At 58.4% G+C, this 15,034-nt stretch carries 11 protein-coding genes and 2 tRNA genes; 4 read left to right on the top strand and 9 right to left on the bottom strand.

Annotated features, from left to right (window positions below; all coding sequences use genetic code 11):
- Nucleotides 1–25: 25 nt before the first annotated feature.
- From BLW50_RS09015 to BLW50_RS08980, 8 genes are all read right to left on the bottom strand, one after another.
- Nucleotides 26–1,120, bottom strand: coding sequence for a hypothetical protein (locus BLW50_RS09015; RefSeq protein WP_139267541.1), 1,095 nt, complete (start codon nt 1,118–1,120; stop codon nt 26–28).
- On the bottom strand, nt 1,102–3,012 hold the full coding sequence (locus tag BLW50_RS09010) for a glycosyltransferase family 9 protein (RefSeq protein ID WP_090700559.1): 1,911 nt from the start codon (nt 3,010–3,012) through the stop codon (nt 1,102–1,104). The genes BLW50_RS09015 and BLW50_RS09010 overlap by 19 nt, the downstream gene beginning before the upstream one ends.
- A gap of 483 nt (nt 3,013–3,495) precedes the next feature.
- A tRNA-Arg gene (locus BLW50_RS09005) sits at nt 3,496–3,572 on the bottom strand.
- Between the two features lie 61 nt (nt 3,573–3,633).
- A complete protein-coding gene (locus BLW50_RS09000; protein WP_090708902.1) occupies nt 3,634–3,939 on the bottom strand; it encodes an ETC complex I subunit in 306 nt (101 codons plus the stop codon).
- A gap of 48 nt (nt 3,940–3,987) precedes the next feature.
- Nucleotides 3,988–4,064: transfer RNA gene (locus BLW50_RS08995), tRNA-Pro, on the bottom strand.
- Nucleotides 4,065–4,287: 223 nt separating this feature from the next.
- A complete protein-coding gene (locus BLW50_RS08990; RefSeq protein WP_170850071.1) occupies nt 4,288–5,310 on the bottom strand; it encodes a Bug family tripartite tricarboxylate transporter substrate binding protein in 1,023 nt (340 codons plus the stop codon).
- Between the two features lie 103 nt (nt 5,311–5,413).
- The gene (locus tag BLW50_RS08985; protein ID WP_210186058.1) at nt 5,414–5,854 is read right to left on the bottom strand and encodes a MarR family winged helix-turn-helix transcriptional regulator; all 441 of its coding nucleotides are present in this window, start codon (nt 5,852–5,854) and stop codon (nt 5,414–5,416) included.
- A 115-nt stretch (nt 5,855–5,969) separates the two neighbouring features.
- The gene (locus BLW50_RS08980) at nt 5,970–7,235 is read right to left on the bottom strand and encodes an aromatic ring-hydroxylating dioxygenase subunit alpha (RefSeq protein WP_090700552.1); all 1,266 of its coding nucleotides are present in this window, start codon (nt 7,233–7,235) and stop codon (nt 5,970–5,972) included.
- Between the two features lie 135 nt (nt 7,236–7,370).
- On the opposite strand from BLW50_RS08980, the gene BLW50_RS08975 reads away from it, so the two are divergent.
- The 4 genes from BLW50_RS08975 to BLW50_RS08960 all read left to right on the top strand — a co-directional run bounded on the left by BLW50_RS08975 (nt 7,371) and on the right by BLW50_RS08960 (nt 12,189).
- Nucleotides 7,371–8,528, top strand: coding sequence for a Gfo/Idh/MocA family protein (locus BLW50_RS08975; RefSeq protein WP_090700549.1), 1,158 nt, complete (start codon nt 7,371–7,373; stop codon nt 8,526–8,528).
- Nucleotides 8,529–8,599: 71 nt separating this feature from the next.
- Nucleotides 8,600–9,814 carry an NAD(P)/FAD-dependent oxidoreductase gene (locus BLW50_RS08970; protein WP_090700546.1) on the top strand — a complete coding sequence of 405 codons (1,215 nt, stop codon included), beginning with the start codon at nt 8,600–8,602 and terminating at the stop codon, nt 9,812–9,814.
- Nucleotides 9,815–9,958: 144 nt separating this feature from the next.
- The gene (locus tag BLW50_RS08965) at nt 9,959–11,011 is read left to right on the top strand and encodes an alpha/beta hydrolase (RefSeq protein WP_090700544.1); all 1,053 of its coding nucleotides are present in this window, start codon (nt 9,959–9,961) and stop codon (nt 11,009–11,011) included.
- Between the two features lie 191 nt (nt 11,012–11,202).
- Nucleotides 11,203–12,189, top strand: a complete 987-nt coding sequence (locus tag BLW50_RS08960; RefSeq protein ID WP_090700541.1) for a Bug family tripartite tricarboxylate transporter substrate binding protein — start codon at nt 11,203–11,205, stop codon at nt 12,187–12,189.
- 61 nt (nt 12,190–12,250) lie between these two features.
- Here BLW50_RS08960 and BLW50_RS08955 read toward each other — a convergent pair whose 3' ends face one another.
- Nucleotides 12,251–14,947 (bottom strand): autotransporter outer membrane beta-barrel domain-containing protein, encoded by a 2,697-nt coding sequence (locus tag BLW50_RS08955; RefSeq protein ID WP_090700539.1) that lies wholly within the window; start codon nt 14,945–14,947, stop codon nt 12,251–12,253.
- Between the last annotated feature and the right edge of the window lie 87 nt (nt 14,948–15,034).

Genomic DNA, 15,034 nt, shown 5'->3' with positions numbered 1-15,034 from the left:
ACGATCCGCCGCTAAGAGCCATGCCTTAATCGAGTGGATGAACTGAAACCGACTTGAGCCAGTCGGAATGAGCCGACGCGCTATTTTGCAGCTTCAGGCGGTAGATATTGCTCGTCGCGCGACGAACCAGGATTCGCATAGTGACATTGCCCGAGCGCTCCGCACGAATGGCGTCGATGGAGCCATCATCTCCAACCTGGGCCGATACGATCGATTTCTCTTCCAGCGTCATTTCTATGATGAAAAAGAAAAGCGCCGATGCCGGCCCATCGAATTGAACCGTCACATCACCGCCGAACGCTGTGTCGGGCGTGGGCGTGAAGACGGTGTGTTTTCCGCTCCAAATCGATGTCGTGCCGCTAACGTATTGACCGTAACCGGGCGCGCGCCGTCTTCGTGGGGGCGTTGTATCGATGATGAAATCCAGCCCCCACTTTTCTCGGATCAAGTGAGGGGTTTGATGAGCGGCTCGCAGAGCGGCGACATCGAATTTGCCGCGTGTGAGACCTTGTCGCGAGACGTCCGAAGAACGCATGGCCCAGAATAGCTTACGTTGATGCACTCCATGGTTGATCAACCAATTGTCGAGCGCCTGGCATAGCGTTTGATAATTGTCCGCCGCCCCCCAAAGGTGCGGTTCAGCTTTTAAAAGAATTTCGTCCAGCACACTTAAGCCAGGTTCTGAGCCCACTGATCTTCTGCGTAACTGTTCGGGAAAAGCTGGATCGATCAATTTCCAGAGCTTGTGCTCGTCGATGCCGTGGAGCACCAACCACGTCAATATGCTTTCCCACAACACGCGACCGTTGCGAACGAAACGAGGTAAGAGATCTTTTCTGCCGAAGGCAGCCGCCGCTAAACTGGTTGGGACTTCGACCGTTCCCGCATAGGCGGAGGCCTGCGATCGCTTCGAAAGCATGCGCCAGAACGTCGAGTCACCTTGCAGTTTGACGGCTGGCAAATCGTCCTTATGCGCATAAATGAAGTCGGCGCCTATTTGATGCAGCAATGCAGGCGAGGCGCATTCATCCGCGATTGCCTTCTTGGCGACAGAATGATCAATCCATCCCGGATCGCCGGTTATGACATAGGCAGGGTATCCTATTGTTTTTTGAACCACGGAAGCCCTCGCTTAGATTCCGGTTCCAATTCTGGTGCTGATTTCGAAATTGTTATTATGATTTGATCCGTTTGGATCGATGCGAGATCGTCATAGGCTCGCTTGTAAAGTTGGCAGGCTAGCGGTCTATCCGCGTTTTCAAGAGCCTTGAGAACGTCAAAAAGCGCATCCCGCTGAGAAGCATCGAGGGCTGCGATAACGCGCCCCTTATCGGAAACGACACGAAGGGCATCGAGTAGAAGGTCGGCGGCGGAAATATCGATGGCTCTGACGAACTCGATGATGACCATCGGATAGATGCCGGACGCCGCATGAATTTGCGCGTTGGAGAATGGTATCGCGGGCTTGTTGTCGAATGCCGGCACCGATGGCCAGTCATTCAGATGAATGCCTCGATCGTACACATCCGGCGAGAGCCGCGATGCGTTTGCCGATTTGTGCCAGTCGGTGGATAACAGCAGGATGCGGTTGTGCTTGATCGACCGGTCGATGGTTGACGTCCAATCAACGGCTCTCGTGATGGTGTCGAGATAGGCTGGCGCCACAGGCCTAGCGAGCCGGCTCACTTTTTCAACGATGGTCGCCGGTTGATGGTGAACCATGCATTCAGGATGCCTCATCGACCTCGGGCAGTTGCTCATCCAGTCACGCGTGACCGACCAGCAATCGCCGCATTTCGCCGGGGCGATGTTCTCGTTTTGCGGATATCCGAAGAAGGGCGCAGATGTCGGGCCAAAAATGACCATCGCGGTGCGATGAACAGCTCTGGCGATGTGAACCAATCCGCCTTCGGTATCGATGTGGCAGGCCGCATGTTTTATGACGTATGCGCTTTCCCTCAGCGAGAGCTTGCCGCGAAGATCGATGGAAACGCCTTTGATCAAGTCCTCTGTGTTAGCTCCTATCTGTACCGTTTTCTGCCCTTGCTGCTTGAGTAGCGAAACAATCTCCTCCCATTGCTTCATCGACATATTTTTCGTCTGCAGTCCGTTCTCGGTCCCATGCGGGTCCGCGCCATGATGGACCGTGACGTAGCGGCCTCGAAGGTCGCCGAGGACCGTTTCGGCAGGGGGAGACGGCATAATATACAAGCTGCTGGTCTGGGAGACGGGGAGATTGCCGGTGAATCCGGTCAAATCTAAAAGTCCAAATCCTCCTGCGGTTGCCTTCTTCGCAAATGTATTATTGTCGTGAGGCCAATCAGTTAAAGCATAATGGTTCCATTCCACTCCTCGCATATGCGCTATACGAAGAAAGTCGGCGGGAATTCTGGATTTTGGCGGAGGAAGATATAATGTTGCGTATCTATGAAGTACTAAAAGATCAAATATATCCAATCTGGAAAGATGATCTGTAAATCTTTCGGATTCAGTGTTGGTTAATACCGCATGCCCAGCTATGTATACATTGTCATCCAAAATATCTTTTGTTGCTTTATGGGTATGTACAACGAATATACGCGCTCCAAATTGTTCATGTAGCGCTTCGGCCAAGGGGGTGACGAGGATGATGTCTCCGATTCCCCCAGACGCGCAGATGAGAATGTTTCGTGCGCCCGGATAACCATCATGCGGGCCAAGTGCGCGCCAAGGCGCATCGAGATCGAACGCCTCGCACATTTGATTCCAGATATCTAAGCGCTGTGTCGCACTCAATAATAAGCTGGAAGCCGATTCCGCTGGATGAAATCCAGAGAAGCCGACGCTATCTCTTGAGTCTAAACTGGTAAGTAAGAATTTTAATTTGCCGAGTAAGTAGTCTCTATTATATATTACTGACTCAAGGTCTTTTCGAAGCTTTAAGATCTGAAGATTTGCTTCCGCCATCTTAGATGTCAGTTTTGATGTGGTTATTTCATTTAAATCCGCAGGGTCAGTTTCGTTAAGTTGCATGAACTTGACCTTACCTGAATTTCAAGGCGCTTTCGGACCCTTTTCTATCTCGATTTTGACCGTTCGATCTAGATAGGTTCGCAGCGTACAATATTGGTTCTCAGTAACTTATTCGTATACTGCGTGACATGTGGTCTCGCAAACATCACGGGATACGGCACCAAGTTAAATTTGATATCAGTTCTCTGATTTCTGCGATGAGAATGCCTATTCTCAGTCGCTAAAAAGGCCGGCGAAATATACTTAAGCTTTCGCGGATGTGGATATTTGAAAAGTGGCAAATCTGCAAAATCTGCATTGATGAGTGGTCCGGCAGACCAAACGCATCTCCCCGTGGATCCGCTGACAGGCGATCAGGCCCGCGTTAGGGGCCAGTAGGCGATCCGGTAAAGTCGAAAAAGTGAACAGGATTCCGAGCGTTCGGAAAAGCAGTCGCATGACCATTTTCGGCCTGCCGACTAAGTCATTGATATCATCGAAAAGTGGCGACTCCGGTTGGGCTCGAACCAACGACCTGCCGCTTAGAAGGCGGCTGCTCTATCCAGCTGAGCTACGGAGCCTGAAACTGTCGTGTTGTGTAGCTTGAAGGACGCGCAAAACGTTACAAAACGCGTCAAAAAATCAGTGGGTCCACTGACCGATGCGGCTGGTCTTGAAGTTATCCGAATAGGAGACGATCTTGCGCGTCACCGGATTAGGCTCGACGACCACATAGGCAATGCCTTCACGCTCGGCATAGGCGATGGCCTCTTCCTTGGTCGGAAACCACAGCTTAACCTGGGCATTCATGTCACTCGATGACGTCCAGCCCATCAGCGGATCGATCTCGCGCGCCGAGGTCCGGTCGAATTCCAGCAGCCAGCGTCTCGACTTGGCAAAACCCGACTGGGTCGCGGTCTTGGCGGGGCAGGAGATCCGGGCGGTCATGGGCTGATCCATTTCGCTGTTCGAACGACGAGACTCAAATGCTGGGAATGGTCGGGGTAGCAGGATTCGAACCTACGACCTGAAGTACCCAAAACTTCCGCGCTACCAGACTGCGCTATACCCCGATTTTAACCAAGCATCTGTTTCTAAACATCTATTTTCGCGCCTTCAACCCCGGCTAAAGACCGAAATTGGACTAGGACGGAGCCGATTGGAGCGAAAAGTCCCACGGAAAGTCCCGCGGAACTTGCGGCGAGATAGCACGGACCTGTCACCGCCCGCAATCAGTTCAAGCTAGCCCGTTGAATGAACGAACAGTTGTCTGACCGCCGGCGGTAAAATAGCCCTCTACTTTACCGTGAGCACATCCTGCACCCTCTTGCGCTGTTCGGGCGTCAGCTGGCCGATCGCGGAATTGACTGCTTTGCGGGTCTCCTCCGGGCCGATGAAGTCGACATAGCGCTGCGTTCTCTCGCCCTCGGCGATCAGGGTCGGGTTCTTCAGGGTACGGGCGATCGCCGCGTTGATGAAGGCCAGCCGCGCCGGCGGGATGTTGGCGGGCATGATCAGGATGCGGCCGAGATCTTCCACGGTGCCGTGAAAGTCGAACAGCCATTGCGCCTCCGGCGACAGCTTCTCCGCCTCATAGACCGTCGGCAGATCGGGGAAGAAGCGCGATTTGCGTCGCGCCATATTGACCAGCGCCCGCAGATCGCCCGCCTTCACATAATTGTTGGCGGAGGTGTCGGAGACATAGATGGCGTCCATCTCATTGCGTGCCACCGCCAGGGCCGCCTCGCTGCTGCCTTTGTAGCCCATCACGATCTTGCAATTGAGCTTCAGTGCTTCGCAGGTGATCTGGGCGCCATCCGACAGGCCGTCGATCGGGCCGCTGGACGACCAGTTCAGCGGCCGGTCCATCTTGCGCACATCGTCGATGCTGCGCAGCGGCGACTGCACGGGCACCAACCAGACCCAGGGTGAAGCGCTGACCGTGCCGAGCTGCGTCAGCTTGGCGAGATCGTAGCGCACGCCGGACATGCCCATGATCTGCGCCAGGCCCGCTGCGGTGCCATTGGCCAGCATCAGTTGCAGCCCGTCGGGCGGGGCAATGCTCAGATTATTCATTGCGCTGATGCTGCCGGCGCCGGGTTGGTTCTCGACCACCACATTGGCGCCGAGCTCTTGGGACAGATAGGGCGAGATCATGCGCGCATAAGCATCGTATCCGCCGCCGGGTCCGAAGCCGACGATCATCCGCACTGTCTTGCCTTTGTAGAATTGCACCTCGGCATCTTGGGCTTGCGATGTCCCCATTGCCGCCAACAGCGCGACAGCACCCAGCATGCAACGGACCTTGGTCCCCGCCATGATCGTTCCTCCCATTACTGCCTCGCTTTCAGCAAGGGCTTATCATCATAAGAGCTGAGCTCTCTGATCTCCCAATTTATTCTAAAGCATTTTCGAACAGGCTCTAGACAACTTCATCTTCCGCCAAATTTTCGGTGATCTTGAGGAGCATGGACCGGAGCCGCTTTTCGTCGGCCGCGGAAAACCCCTCCAAGGCGATCTTGTTGACGTCGACAGCCAGCGGGACAAGCTTGCGCTCAAGCGCACGCCCGGCAGCTGTCAGGAAAACATAGACGTTCTTGCGATTGCCCTTTTGCTGACGCAGCTCAACATATCCCAATTCTTCCATGGCCTTGACGGCGGCGGATGTAGAAGGGCGCGTGACGCCAGCCACCGCACCGAGCTCGACCTGGCTGAGCCCGTCCTGCTGCCAGAGAACGCGCAGAAAGGTCCAGTGGCCGTGGGCAACCGATATCTGCGCCAAGCGCATCTGCAAGGCGCGCACCAGGGCTTTGCCGGCCAGCTTCACCAGGTGAGCCATGCGGTCGGAAGGATCGACCGTCATAGATTTGCTTGCTTGGGATTTGCTTGCCTGGGGTTTGCTTGGCTGGCGCGCCATAGGATCTCGCAATTTGCAACGATTTGTCTGGATGGCATGCCCAGGCCATCCAGACAAATGATCATTCCGCGGGCTGCAAATGTTTTTTTGGTTCGAAAACCTCGATCACGTCGCGGGCGATAGGCGAGTAGGCGGCGTGGGTGCGCATGATCCAGCTGCCGAAGCCATCGCTGTTGTGATGTTTCTTGCGTTCGTTGGGAAGATCGAGCCGCACATTCTTGGCCGGATCGCGGAAAAGCGCGATCGGGTCCTGGCCCGCTTGCACCTTCTCGATCTCGCGCATGACCATCCGGCGGTATTGCGCGATGCCCTGGTCGGAGACACCGAGATTTTCCTGCGTCCGGTCGGCGATTGCTCCTTGGGTGATCCAGGCCATCATGTCCTGGGTGTCGACGTTGTCGAGAGTGAACTCGCCGTTCTCGTCCTTGCAGGGAACCGTATAGGTGTGGATCTTCTCAAGCAGATGCGATGGCACCGGCCGATCCTTCGGCGGCATATAGGCCGTGTACCACATGTGCATCGTATGCTGGTCGTCCACCGGCACGCGGATCTGGAAGGCATAATAGCGTGAGGTTTCATCGCCATTGCCCACCGAGAGCATGTTCGGGAACACCACCGGATGGCCGACGCGCCAGTCGTCGGAGTCTTCGGAATGGCCCTCAAGCAAGCGATGCTTGGTCATGCCATATTCGAATTCCTTGAAGGCGATCTTTTCGTGGCGTGCCGAGATCGCGACCTTCACGCCTTCCTGTTGCTTGACGAATTCATAGGTGTGGCCGTGCAGCCATTCAGTGTGAATGGGATCGAGCGAATTTTCCATCACCTGCAGCCAGTTCACCGGAATGAGGGCGCGCCCCAGCATTCGGATGGCGCCTTCGACGACAAAGCCGTCCCAGCGCGGCAGCAGCGGGCGGGGGGCTGGTCCGAGATAGGCGAACAGCATGCCGTTCAGCTCTTCGACCGGATAGCCAGCGGTTTTGATTTTATCCTTGAAGCCCATGCGCTCGGGCTCATTGGGCTGGCTGAGGCATTGGCCCGTCGCACCAAACTCCCAGCCATGATAGGGGCAGCGCAAGCCGTTCTCGGTCGGGATGCCATAGGCCAGCGAAGCGCCTCGGTGCGGGCATTTCTCCGCCACCAGGCCATAGCCGCCTTCGCGATTGCGATAGAGAACCAGGTCTTCGCCCAAGAGGCGCACGCGCATCGTCCAGCGCCCGCTCAACTCTGAAACCGCTGCGATCGGCTGCCAATAGCGCCGCAATAGATCGCCGGCCGGTGTTCCAGGCCCGATACGGGTGATCAAATCATTCTGTTCGGCAGTGAGCATGTTTCTCTCCCAGACGCTTTCCGTAATAGCCCAGGCTTGAATGGGTCTTGTTATAATGTTAGTTACCTAACATTAAGTTGGGAATTTGGCAAGCTGCCGACGTGCAGCCAACAAAGACACAAACGGGGAGGGAGGATGGCATCCCTGAAAATCGGTATCGTCGGCATGGGCGCCGCCGGTCGCGCCTTTCTGCCGGCGATTGAAAAGAGCGACGATTTTCAGCTCGCGGCCTTCGTCGAGGCGAATGCCGCGCTGCGCCAGGAAGCCGAGCGGGAGACGGGGGCTAAAGGCTATCCGGACGTGCAGGCTCTGGTCGCTCATCCGGACATCGACGCGATTTATATCGCCACCCCAACGGAACTGCATCGCGCCCATGCGCAGATTGCCTTTGAGGCTGGCAAGCATGTTTTGACCGAGAAGCCGATGGCGGTGTCGCTTGAGGATGCGCAGGCCATGGTGGTGGCGGCGGATCGTGCGGGGCGTCTGCTTTTGGTCGGGCATTCCCACAGTTATGACGCGCCCATTCAGGCGATGCGCGACATTATTGAAAGCGGTCGCCTCGGCCGTGTCCGCATGATCAACACTTGCGACTTCACCGATTGGATGTTTCGCCCTCGGCGCGCCGAGGAGTTCGACGTCAATCTGGGCGGCGGCGTCACCTTTCGCCAGGGCTCGCACCAGTTCGATATCATTCGCTTGCTCGGCGGTGGTGCCGTCCGCAGCGTCAGGGCTCAGACCTTTGATTGGGATCCGCGCCGGCCTTCGATTGGCGCCCACACGGTCTTCATGGTGTTTGAGGATGGCGCCTCGGCTACGGCCGTCTACAATGGCTATGGCTATTTCTCGACCATGGAGCTCACCGGCGACATCACCGAATGGGGATTTGTCGAAACGCCGGATCAAAGACCGAAACTGAAGCGGGAGCCGGTCAATGCCGCCGAACTGGCGGCCAAACAAAAGCGAGCCAAGACGGCTATTCCAGCGGCCGCGCCTTATCAGCCGACGTTTGGTTTGACCGTGGTGAGTTGCGAGCGCGGCGATCTCAGACAATCACCAGGCGGCATTCTCGTTTATGATGAGAATGGCTGCGAAGAGATTATTGTCGCCACCGACAAGACACCGCGCGATCTGGTGTTGGCGGAATTTGCCGACGCCATTCAGGGGCGCAAAGCGCCGGTGCATACGGGGAAATGGGGCGTCGCCAATCTTGAAATCTGCCTCGCGGCCATGGAGTCCTCAAAACTCGGCCGCGAGCTTGCACTGCATTTTCAGGAACCTCTGCCGTCGCGATAAGTTGGACCTCTAGCACGGCGTGCTCCGGTTTTGGTTAAATCGGCGTCATGCCCCAAAGAGGCGACGCTGCTATGGCGACATCGAAACTCGATCTGCGAACAGGAACGCCAATCTGGCTGGGAACAGCGGCCAGGGGCATCCAGGGCGATCGACTACAACACGATGTGCGCGTCGACGTCCTCGTGGTCGGGGCGGGCATATCCGGCGCTTTAACGGCGGAAGCGCTTGTCGATGCCGGCATGCGGGTCGCGATTGTCGATAGACGGGGCGCGGCGAAAGGTTCGACGGCCGCCAGCACGGCCCTGGTTCAATATGAAATCGACGAACCTCTGACGCTTCTCTCGAAGAAGATCGGTCCCGACAATGCCATTCGCGCCTGGCGTCGCTCTGCGCTCGCGCTTGGCAATCTGCGCGCTCGCACCCGTGAACTCGGTTTCGATTGCGGGCTTGATGACCGCAGCAGTCTCTATCTTTCCGGTGATCGCCTCGGGCGCGAGGCGCTGCGGCTTGAGGGAGAAGCCCGTCGCGCGGCAGGCCTGGAGAGTGTTTTTCTCGGCCGTCGCGCCTTGCTTGATCGTTTTTCGCTTCGCCGTGATGCGGGCTTGCTGAGCTTCGGCAATATGACGGTGGATCCAAGGCGCTTGACGCTGGGTTATCTACGCGCTGCGATCGCGGCAGGTGCCACGCTCCATGCACCGGTAGAAGTGACGAAGATCGAGGCCAGTGCGCGTCTGGTGCTTGTGAAGACGAAGCAGGGGCCTGTCATTCGCTGCCGGCATCTCGTCTATGCCACCGGCTATGAAATTCCCTATGTCGTTCCCGCAGCGGGGCACAAGATCATTTCGACCTTTGCGCTGGCCACCGAACCGCAGACAAGACGGCTATGGCCTGAGCGCTGTCTGATCTGGGAAGCGAGCGATCCCTATTTGTATATGCGCACGACGCCGGACGGGCGCGTGATTGCCGGCGGCGAGGATGAAGAGTTCGCCGACGAGGCCAAGCGCGACGCGCTTCTTCAGACCAAAGTGGCGCGCATCGCGCGAGGCGTCGGCCGCTTGTTTCCGGACTTGGATATGCAGCCTGCCTATGCCTGGACTGGATCTTTTGGGACAACCGCGACGGGGCTTCCCTCGATCGGCGCCATCCCGGGCCTGAAAAATTGTTGGGCCATCCTCGGCTTTGGCGGCAACGGCATCACATATAGCCGCATCGCGAGCGAGATCATGCGTGCGCATCTGACCGGTCGCGCTGATCCTGACGCCGACCTTTACGCATTCTCTGATTGAGCAGCATCAGAGTTTGATGCGCGTGACGCATTAATGACTCTGGCGTTTGCATTTCACAATGCCCAATCTTTGGGCTCTACCGGACGGCCGACTTCGGCCCGCGCAGGCCGCTGATCAATATCAATGGAAACGGCAGGAGGGATTATGAGCGGGACTCTGAGGCTTCATATTCTGGCAGCGGCTTTTGGCCTGACGTGTGGATTCGGCGCTGCGCAAGCACAACAGGCACAGGAGCCGATCAGTCTGCGCGGCATGGGCTCGTTTCATATTGGCGGCAAGCAGGTGGAGCTGTCGGGGCGGCCGGTGACGGAAGCGGTTTTCTCGCCAGGCGGCGTGCCGGCCAAGGTCGATCCCAACGGCACCTATCAGACCGGCCAGATGTATGTGCAGTACTTCCTGCCGCAGAACGAGAAGGGCACGGTCCCAGTGTTGTTCTGGCATGGCGGCGGCATGACCGGCGTGAACTATGAATCGACGCCGGATGGACGCCAGGGTTGGCTTGAGTTCTTCTTGCGCAAGGGCTGGTCGGTCTACAATTCCGATGCGGTCGAGCGCGGTCGTTCCAGCTGGGCGATGTATCCAGATGTCATTCCGGGCAGCCCGGTGTTCCTCACCACCGCCAATCCCTTTGAGCGTTTCCGCATTGGCGATGGCGCCAACAGCTACAACAGCGATCCGGCGAAACGGAAATATCTGCCCGGCAACCAGTTCCCGCCCGACGGCTACGACAATTTCGTCAAGCAGATCGTGCCGCGCTGGACCTCGACCGACCAGATGATCATCGATGCCTATCTGGCCGAGGTCGACAAGATCTGTCCCTGTGTCATCGTCTTTCACAGCCAGGCCGGTCAGTTCGGTTTCAAGGTGGCTCAGGCGCGCCCCGACAAGGTGAAGGCGCTCGTCGCGGTGGAGCCCGCCGGCATCGGCGATCCGGCCCAGGCGGCGGCGCTGAAGGGCATTCCCGTGCTGATGGTCTTTGGTGATTTCATTGAGCAGGATTCGCGCTGGCCGACGATCCGCAAGAACGCCACCGACTTTGGCGACAAGATCACCGCTGCTGGCGGCTCGGTCGACGTGGTCAATCTTCCCGCCGTCGGCATCAAGGGCAATTCGCACATGATGATGATGGACAAGAACAACCTGCAGGTGTCGCAGCTCATCCAGGATTGGCTGGAGAAGAAGAAGCTGACCAAGTAGGCCGCCTACCGCATTTTCTCGACGCGAACTGGAACCATTTCGCTTGAAAATGCGTGACAGCCCGGCACCGTCCCTGGAGGGGGCGACGGTGCCGGGCTGTTTGTTTTGGGATCAGCGTTTCGTGACGCTTTTGACTCTTAAAAATTATATATATAGTTCATTGAATTTTTGGGTGAGCGTTGGGGGGAAATATGAATATCGCTCGTATCTTAGCGCGGCTTGGCTTGGCGGCCACTGTGGCTTCAACCAGCGCGGTGATCACACCTGCCTTTGCCTGGCCGGATAAACCCATCAAGATCATTGTTCCCTTCGCGGCGGGCGGCACGACCGACGTGATTGCCCGCATCATGGGTGAGCGCTTGGGGGCACAGCTCAAGACCACCGTTTTGGTTGAAAACCTTCCGGGAGCCGGTGGAAATTTGGGCGCGGCAGCCGTCGCCAAGGCCACGGGTGACGCCCATGTTCTGCTGATGTCGACGCCCGGCCCAGCCGCGATGAACCAATTTATGTACGCGCGCATGCCCTATGACACGGCATCGGCATTCACACCGATCGCCTTCGTCGCCTCAATCCCCAGCGTTCTGATCGTCAATGCCAGCGCGGACTATAAGACCGTCGTAGAACTCGTCACCCAGGCCAAGGCGCGGCCGCAGCAGTTCAACTATGGCAGTGCCGGCAACGGATCGACCGGCCATCTCGGTGGCGCCTTGCTCAATACGGTCGCGGGGATGGAGGCACGCCACGTGCCTTATCGTGGCAGCGCGCCGATGTTGCAGGATCTCATCGGCGGCAACATTCAGTTCACGATCGACAGTCTGCCAGGCATCATCAGCTTTATTGAAGCTGGCACCGTGCGGGCGCTCGCCGTGACTGGCGGGCGCAGGGCGGCGCAACTTCCCAATGTGCCGACCTCGCTTGAGGCGGGCTTTGGCGATGTCAGGGTTTCGACGTGGCTCTGTTTTCTGGCGCCAGCCGGCATTACGAAGGATACGGCCAGCCAGATCAACAACGCGGTCAATGCGGCTCTGGCGGAGACGGACGTTCGCCAAAAGCTGTCTAATCTGGGCGCCGATGTCGATCCTGATATCAAAACACCGGATGATCTGGCGCGCTTCCTGGCCAGCGAAACACCCAATTGGAAGCGCATGGTCGAAGCGGCTGCCGTGAAGATAGAATAAGACGCGACAGCCCGGCATCGTTGTGACGAGGCCGGGCTGTTTTGTGATCAGAACTTCCAGATCAGAACTTCCAAGCGAAGTTGCCCTTGATGGTCTGATCGGTGAGGCGCGAGCCGAACTGGCCGCCGTAGGAGAGGCCCAACGTCGCCTGCGAAGTCAGATTGAAGTCGAGACCGGCTTCGACGAGCGCGGCGTTCTTGGCGATCGGCAGACCGGCGACCGAGAATGGCGTGCCACCGGCGAAGGCGGCTGCTGAGATCGGCGTCACGTCGCCGAAGGCATAGCGCCAGCCGAGCGTGCCGCGCGCGGTCAAGCTCACCGAACCGAGGTTGAACTGCTGCGAGGCGCGCAGGCCCAGCGTCGTGAAGGTGACGCCGGTGCTGTTGCCACGCACGTTGAGCGCCGCTGGTCCGCCGGTCTCGCTGAACCCATCGGTGGTCAGATTGACATAGGCGAGATTGGCGAAGGGCTCGAGGCCGAAGCTACCAGCTCGGATGCCATATCCAACTTCACCGAACACCTGTGCGGTGCGCGCCGTCTGGCGGCCGTGCAGGCTATTGGTGAAGCCGGGGAAGGTAACTGAGCGGTTGGTGGTGATGTCATGCCAAGAGAGACTAGCGCCGGAGCGGAAGGCGAGGGCGCCAAACTGTGTGCCGCCATAGATGCCGAGATGATAATTGTCGCTGGCACCCGAGGAGGAGCGGTCGCTGACGCGGAAGCTCGAGCGGCTGTAGCCGGCGAGCAGACCGACACGCCATGTATCGGCAAGAAGACCATCGGCGCCGACGAAGGCACCGCCGGCATCGTGACGCATCCGCGCGGCGTTGCCGTTGCTGGCGCTGGTGCCCCATCCGCCGAAGGCGCGGCCCCAGACAGCGAAGCGCTCGGTATTGCCGGTCACCAGCACCGGACCACCCGGTGCATAGGACATGACTGGCATCGGCGTCGCGCCGACACCGTCGAAAGCCGAGCGCAGCCGGTCAATACTGGCGTCGCGCAGGAAACGGCTGTCCTCGACGATGACGGTCTTGGCCGAAGCATGCACTTCGCCCGAGAGCTGATCGAAGGCGAAGCGCGCTTGCGGCGCCGACAGATTGAGAATGGCGTTGTAGATCGGGCCACCCCAGCCAAGACTTTCCACCCCGGCGCCTGCCGCCCGCTGGTTGAACGTGCTGCCGATAGCGGCGAAGTCGATGCTGTTGCGGACGAGCGTCAAATAAACGTTATTGGCGTCATAGCTGAGCGAGGGGGCCACGAAGGCGAGGTCCGACGAGACCGAGCCGAACGTGCCCGTGCGACCGCCCGTGGCCGTGAGGATCGTGTACTGCGTCGACAGGGCATAGGTGCCGGACCCGGCCAGAACCTGAACACCGCCACTGAGTGTTGCCGTGCCGGAAATCGATAAAAGGCCAGCGGCGGAGGGTGTAGCGCCGATGACCAGGAAGGCACTCGATTGTTGGAGGTAGTTGCCGTTGATCGTCAGCATGGTGCCGCTATCGACGCGGACACTGCCGCCGTTATTGACGTTGCTGATGACGGTGCCAGTGCCGGAGAGCGTACCGCCCGGCTGCACCATGAGTGCTGGTGTGGTCAGGCCTCCCGCGACCCGCAATGTACCAGCTTGTACGTTCGTGCCGGAGGAGAAAGTCCCGGCGCCGGTCACCGTCCAGTCGCCGCCGTTCATCGTCAAATTCTCGAAGTTCAGAAATTTCGCGATGCTTTCGCTGCCGGTGCCTTCCAGAATGAGGTTGTCGGTGTTGGCGCCGCCCAGCACATTGCCGTTGAGCACCGAACCGGTCTGCAGGCGCAGGGTATGAATGGTCGGCGTTGCCACGCCGCCGGCGGCGGCAAAATTGATGGCGTTGACCGCGCCGCTAATGGTGCCGCTATTGGTGATGTCGGCATTCGCATTATTGCGGATCAGGATGCCATCGGTGTTCGTCGAGCCGATCATGCCGCTGTTGACGAATGTCCCGCCGCCGGTCGCTTCGACGGCCGGGCCGCGCCTGGAGGTAATCGAGCCAGCGTTGGTGAAGGAGGTGAAAGGCGTCGTGGCGCTGGTGTAGACGCCGTTATAGTCGCCAAAGATCACGCCCGTGCTGGTATTCGTGAATGTCGAGGGACCGCCTTGCATCAGGACGCCGGTGCTGAAGCCGGTGGTCTTCGTGGCGCGAATTGTACCACTGTTGAAAAGCGTGCGTGATGTCCCTTGCCCGATGGAAACAGCGTTCGTGCCGTTCAGTGTCTCGATCGTCCCGCCAAAGTGGTTGTTGACGGTTCCGCCCAGCCACATCGTCACGCCTTCGACACCGCCGGTGATCGTGCCGTAATTGTCCAAAGTGCCAGGACCGCCGGCGGGCGGCAGCCCAAATGGCTTGTAGCCGAATGTCAGTGCGGTCAAGGTCCCGGTGATGGTGGCGCCATTCGCATTAAGAAACGTGCCACCTTGGTCAAGCTGAACCGTATTGCCGCCGGTTATGTTGCCATTGTTGGTCACGGACCAGGCTTGCAGGGAGGCGCGGAGGGCGGGACTGGCCGATCCCACGGTGACGCCGCTGGCGATATGCGCAGTGGTTCCGGAAAAACTATCGAGATTGACGCTCGGTGTATTGGTGGTGATTTCCACGTCGGCAGCCTGAACGGGAACCACCGCCAGCAGGGCTGAACTCATCAGCAGTGCAATGCGCATCGTGTTGTGAGCGCGCTTGTCTGTTTCCGCCGCACGCCAATAGACATCCCGCCCAGCCTTCGCCAGCATCCGTGCCCCCGCCAAGAATCAACCCGCTGCGAAAGTCGCGGGTTTGGGACGCGGCGTCTCTCCTCTAAAAAGAGGAGGGACGAAGGG

The organism is Beijerinckia sp. 28-YEA-48 (assembly GCF_900104955.1).
Classification (GTDB): domain Bacteria; phylum Pseudomonadota; class Alphaproteobacteria; order Rhizobiales; family Beijerinckiaceae; genus Terripilifer.
The sequence above is the reverse complement of the archived record's forward strand: the minus strand, read 5'-3'. Positions and strand labels throughout refer to the sequence as shown.

Coding starts and splice junctions, on each gene's coding strand:
- BLW50_RS09010 (WP_090700559.1), bottom strand. CDS start 3,012: ATGCAACTTAACGAAACTGACCCTGCGGATTTAAATGAAATAACCACA.
- BLW50_RS09000 (WP_090708902.1), bottom strand. CDS start 3,939: ATGACCGCCCGGATCTCCTGCCCCGCCAAGACCGCGACCCAGTCGGGT.
- BLW50_RS08990 (WP_170850071.1), bottom strand. CDS start 5,310: ATGGCGGGGACCAAGGTCCGTTGCATGCTGGGTGCTGTCGCGCTGTTG.
- BLW50_RS08985 (WP_210186058.1), bottom strand. CDS start 5,854: ATGACGGTCGATCCTTCCGACCGCATGGCTCACCTGGTGAAGCTGGCC.
- BLW50_RS08980 (WP_090700552.1), bottom strand. CDS start 7,235: ATGCTCACTGCCGAACAGAATGATTTGATCACCCGTATCGGGCCTGGA.
- BLW50_RS08975 (WP_090700549.1), top strand. CDS start 7,371: ATGGCATCCCTGAAAATCGGTATCGTCGGCATGGGCGCCGCCGGTCGC.
- BLW50_RS08970 (WP_090700546.1), top strand. CDS start 8,600: ATGGCGACATCGAAACTCGATCTGCGAACAGGAACGCCAATCTGGCTG.
- BLW50_RS08965 (WP_090700544.1), top strand. CDS start 9,959: ATGAGCGGGACTCTGAGGCTTCATATTCTGGCAGCGGCTTTTGGCCTG.
- BLW50_RS08960 (WP_090700541.1), top strand. CDS start 11,203: ATGAATATCGCTCGTATCTTAGCGCGGCTTGGCTTGGCGGCCACTGTG.
- BLW50_RS08955 (WP_090700539.1), bottom strand. CDS start 14,947: ATGCTGGCGAAGGCTGGGCGGGATGTCTATTGGCGTGCGGCGGAAACA.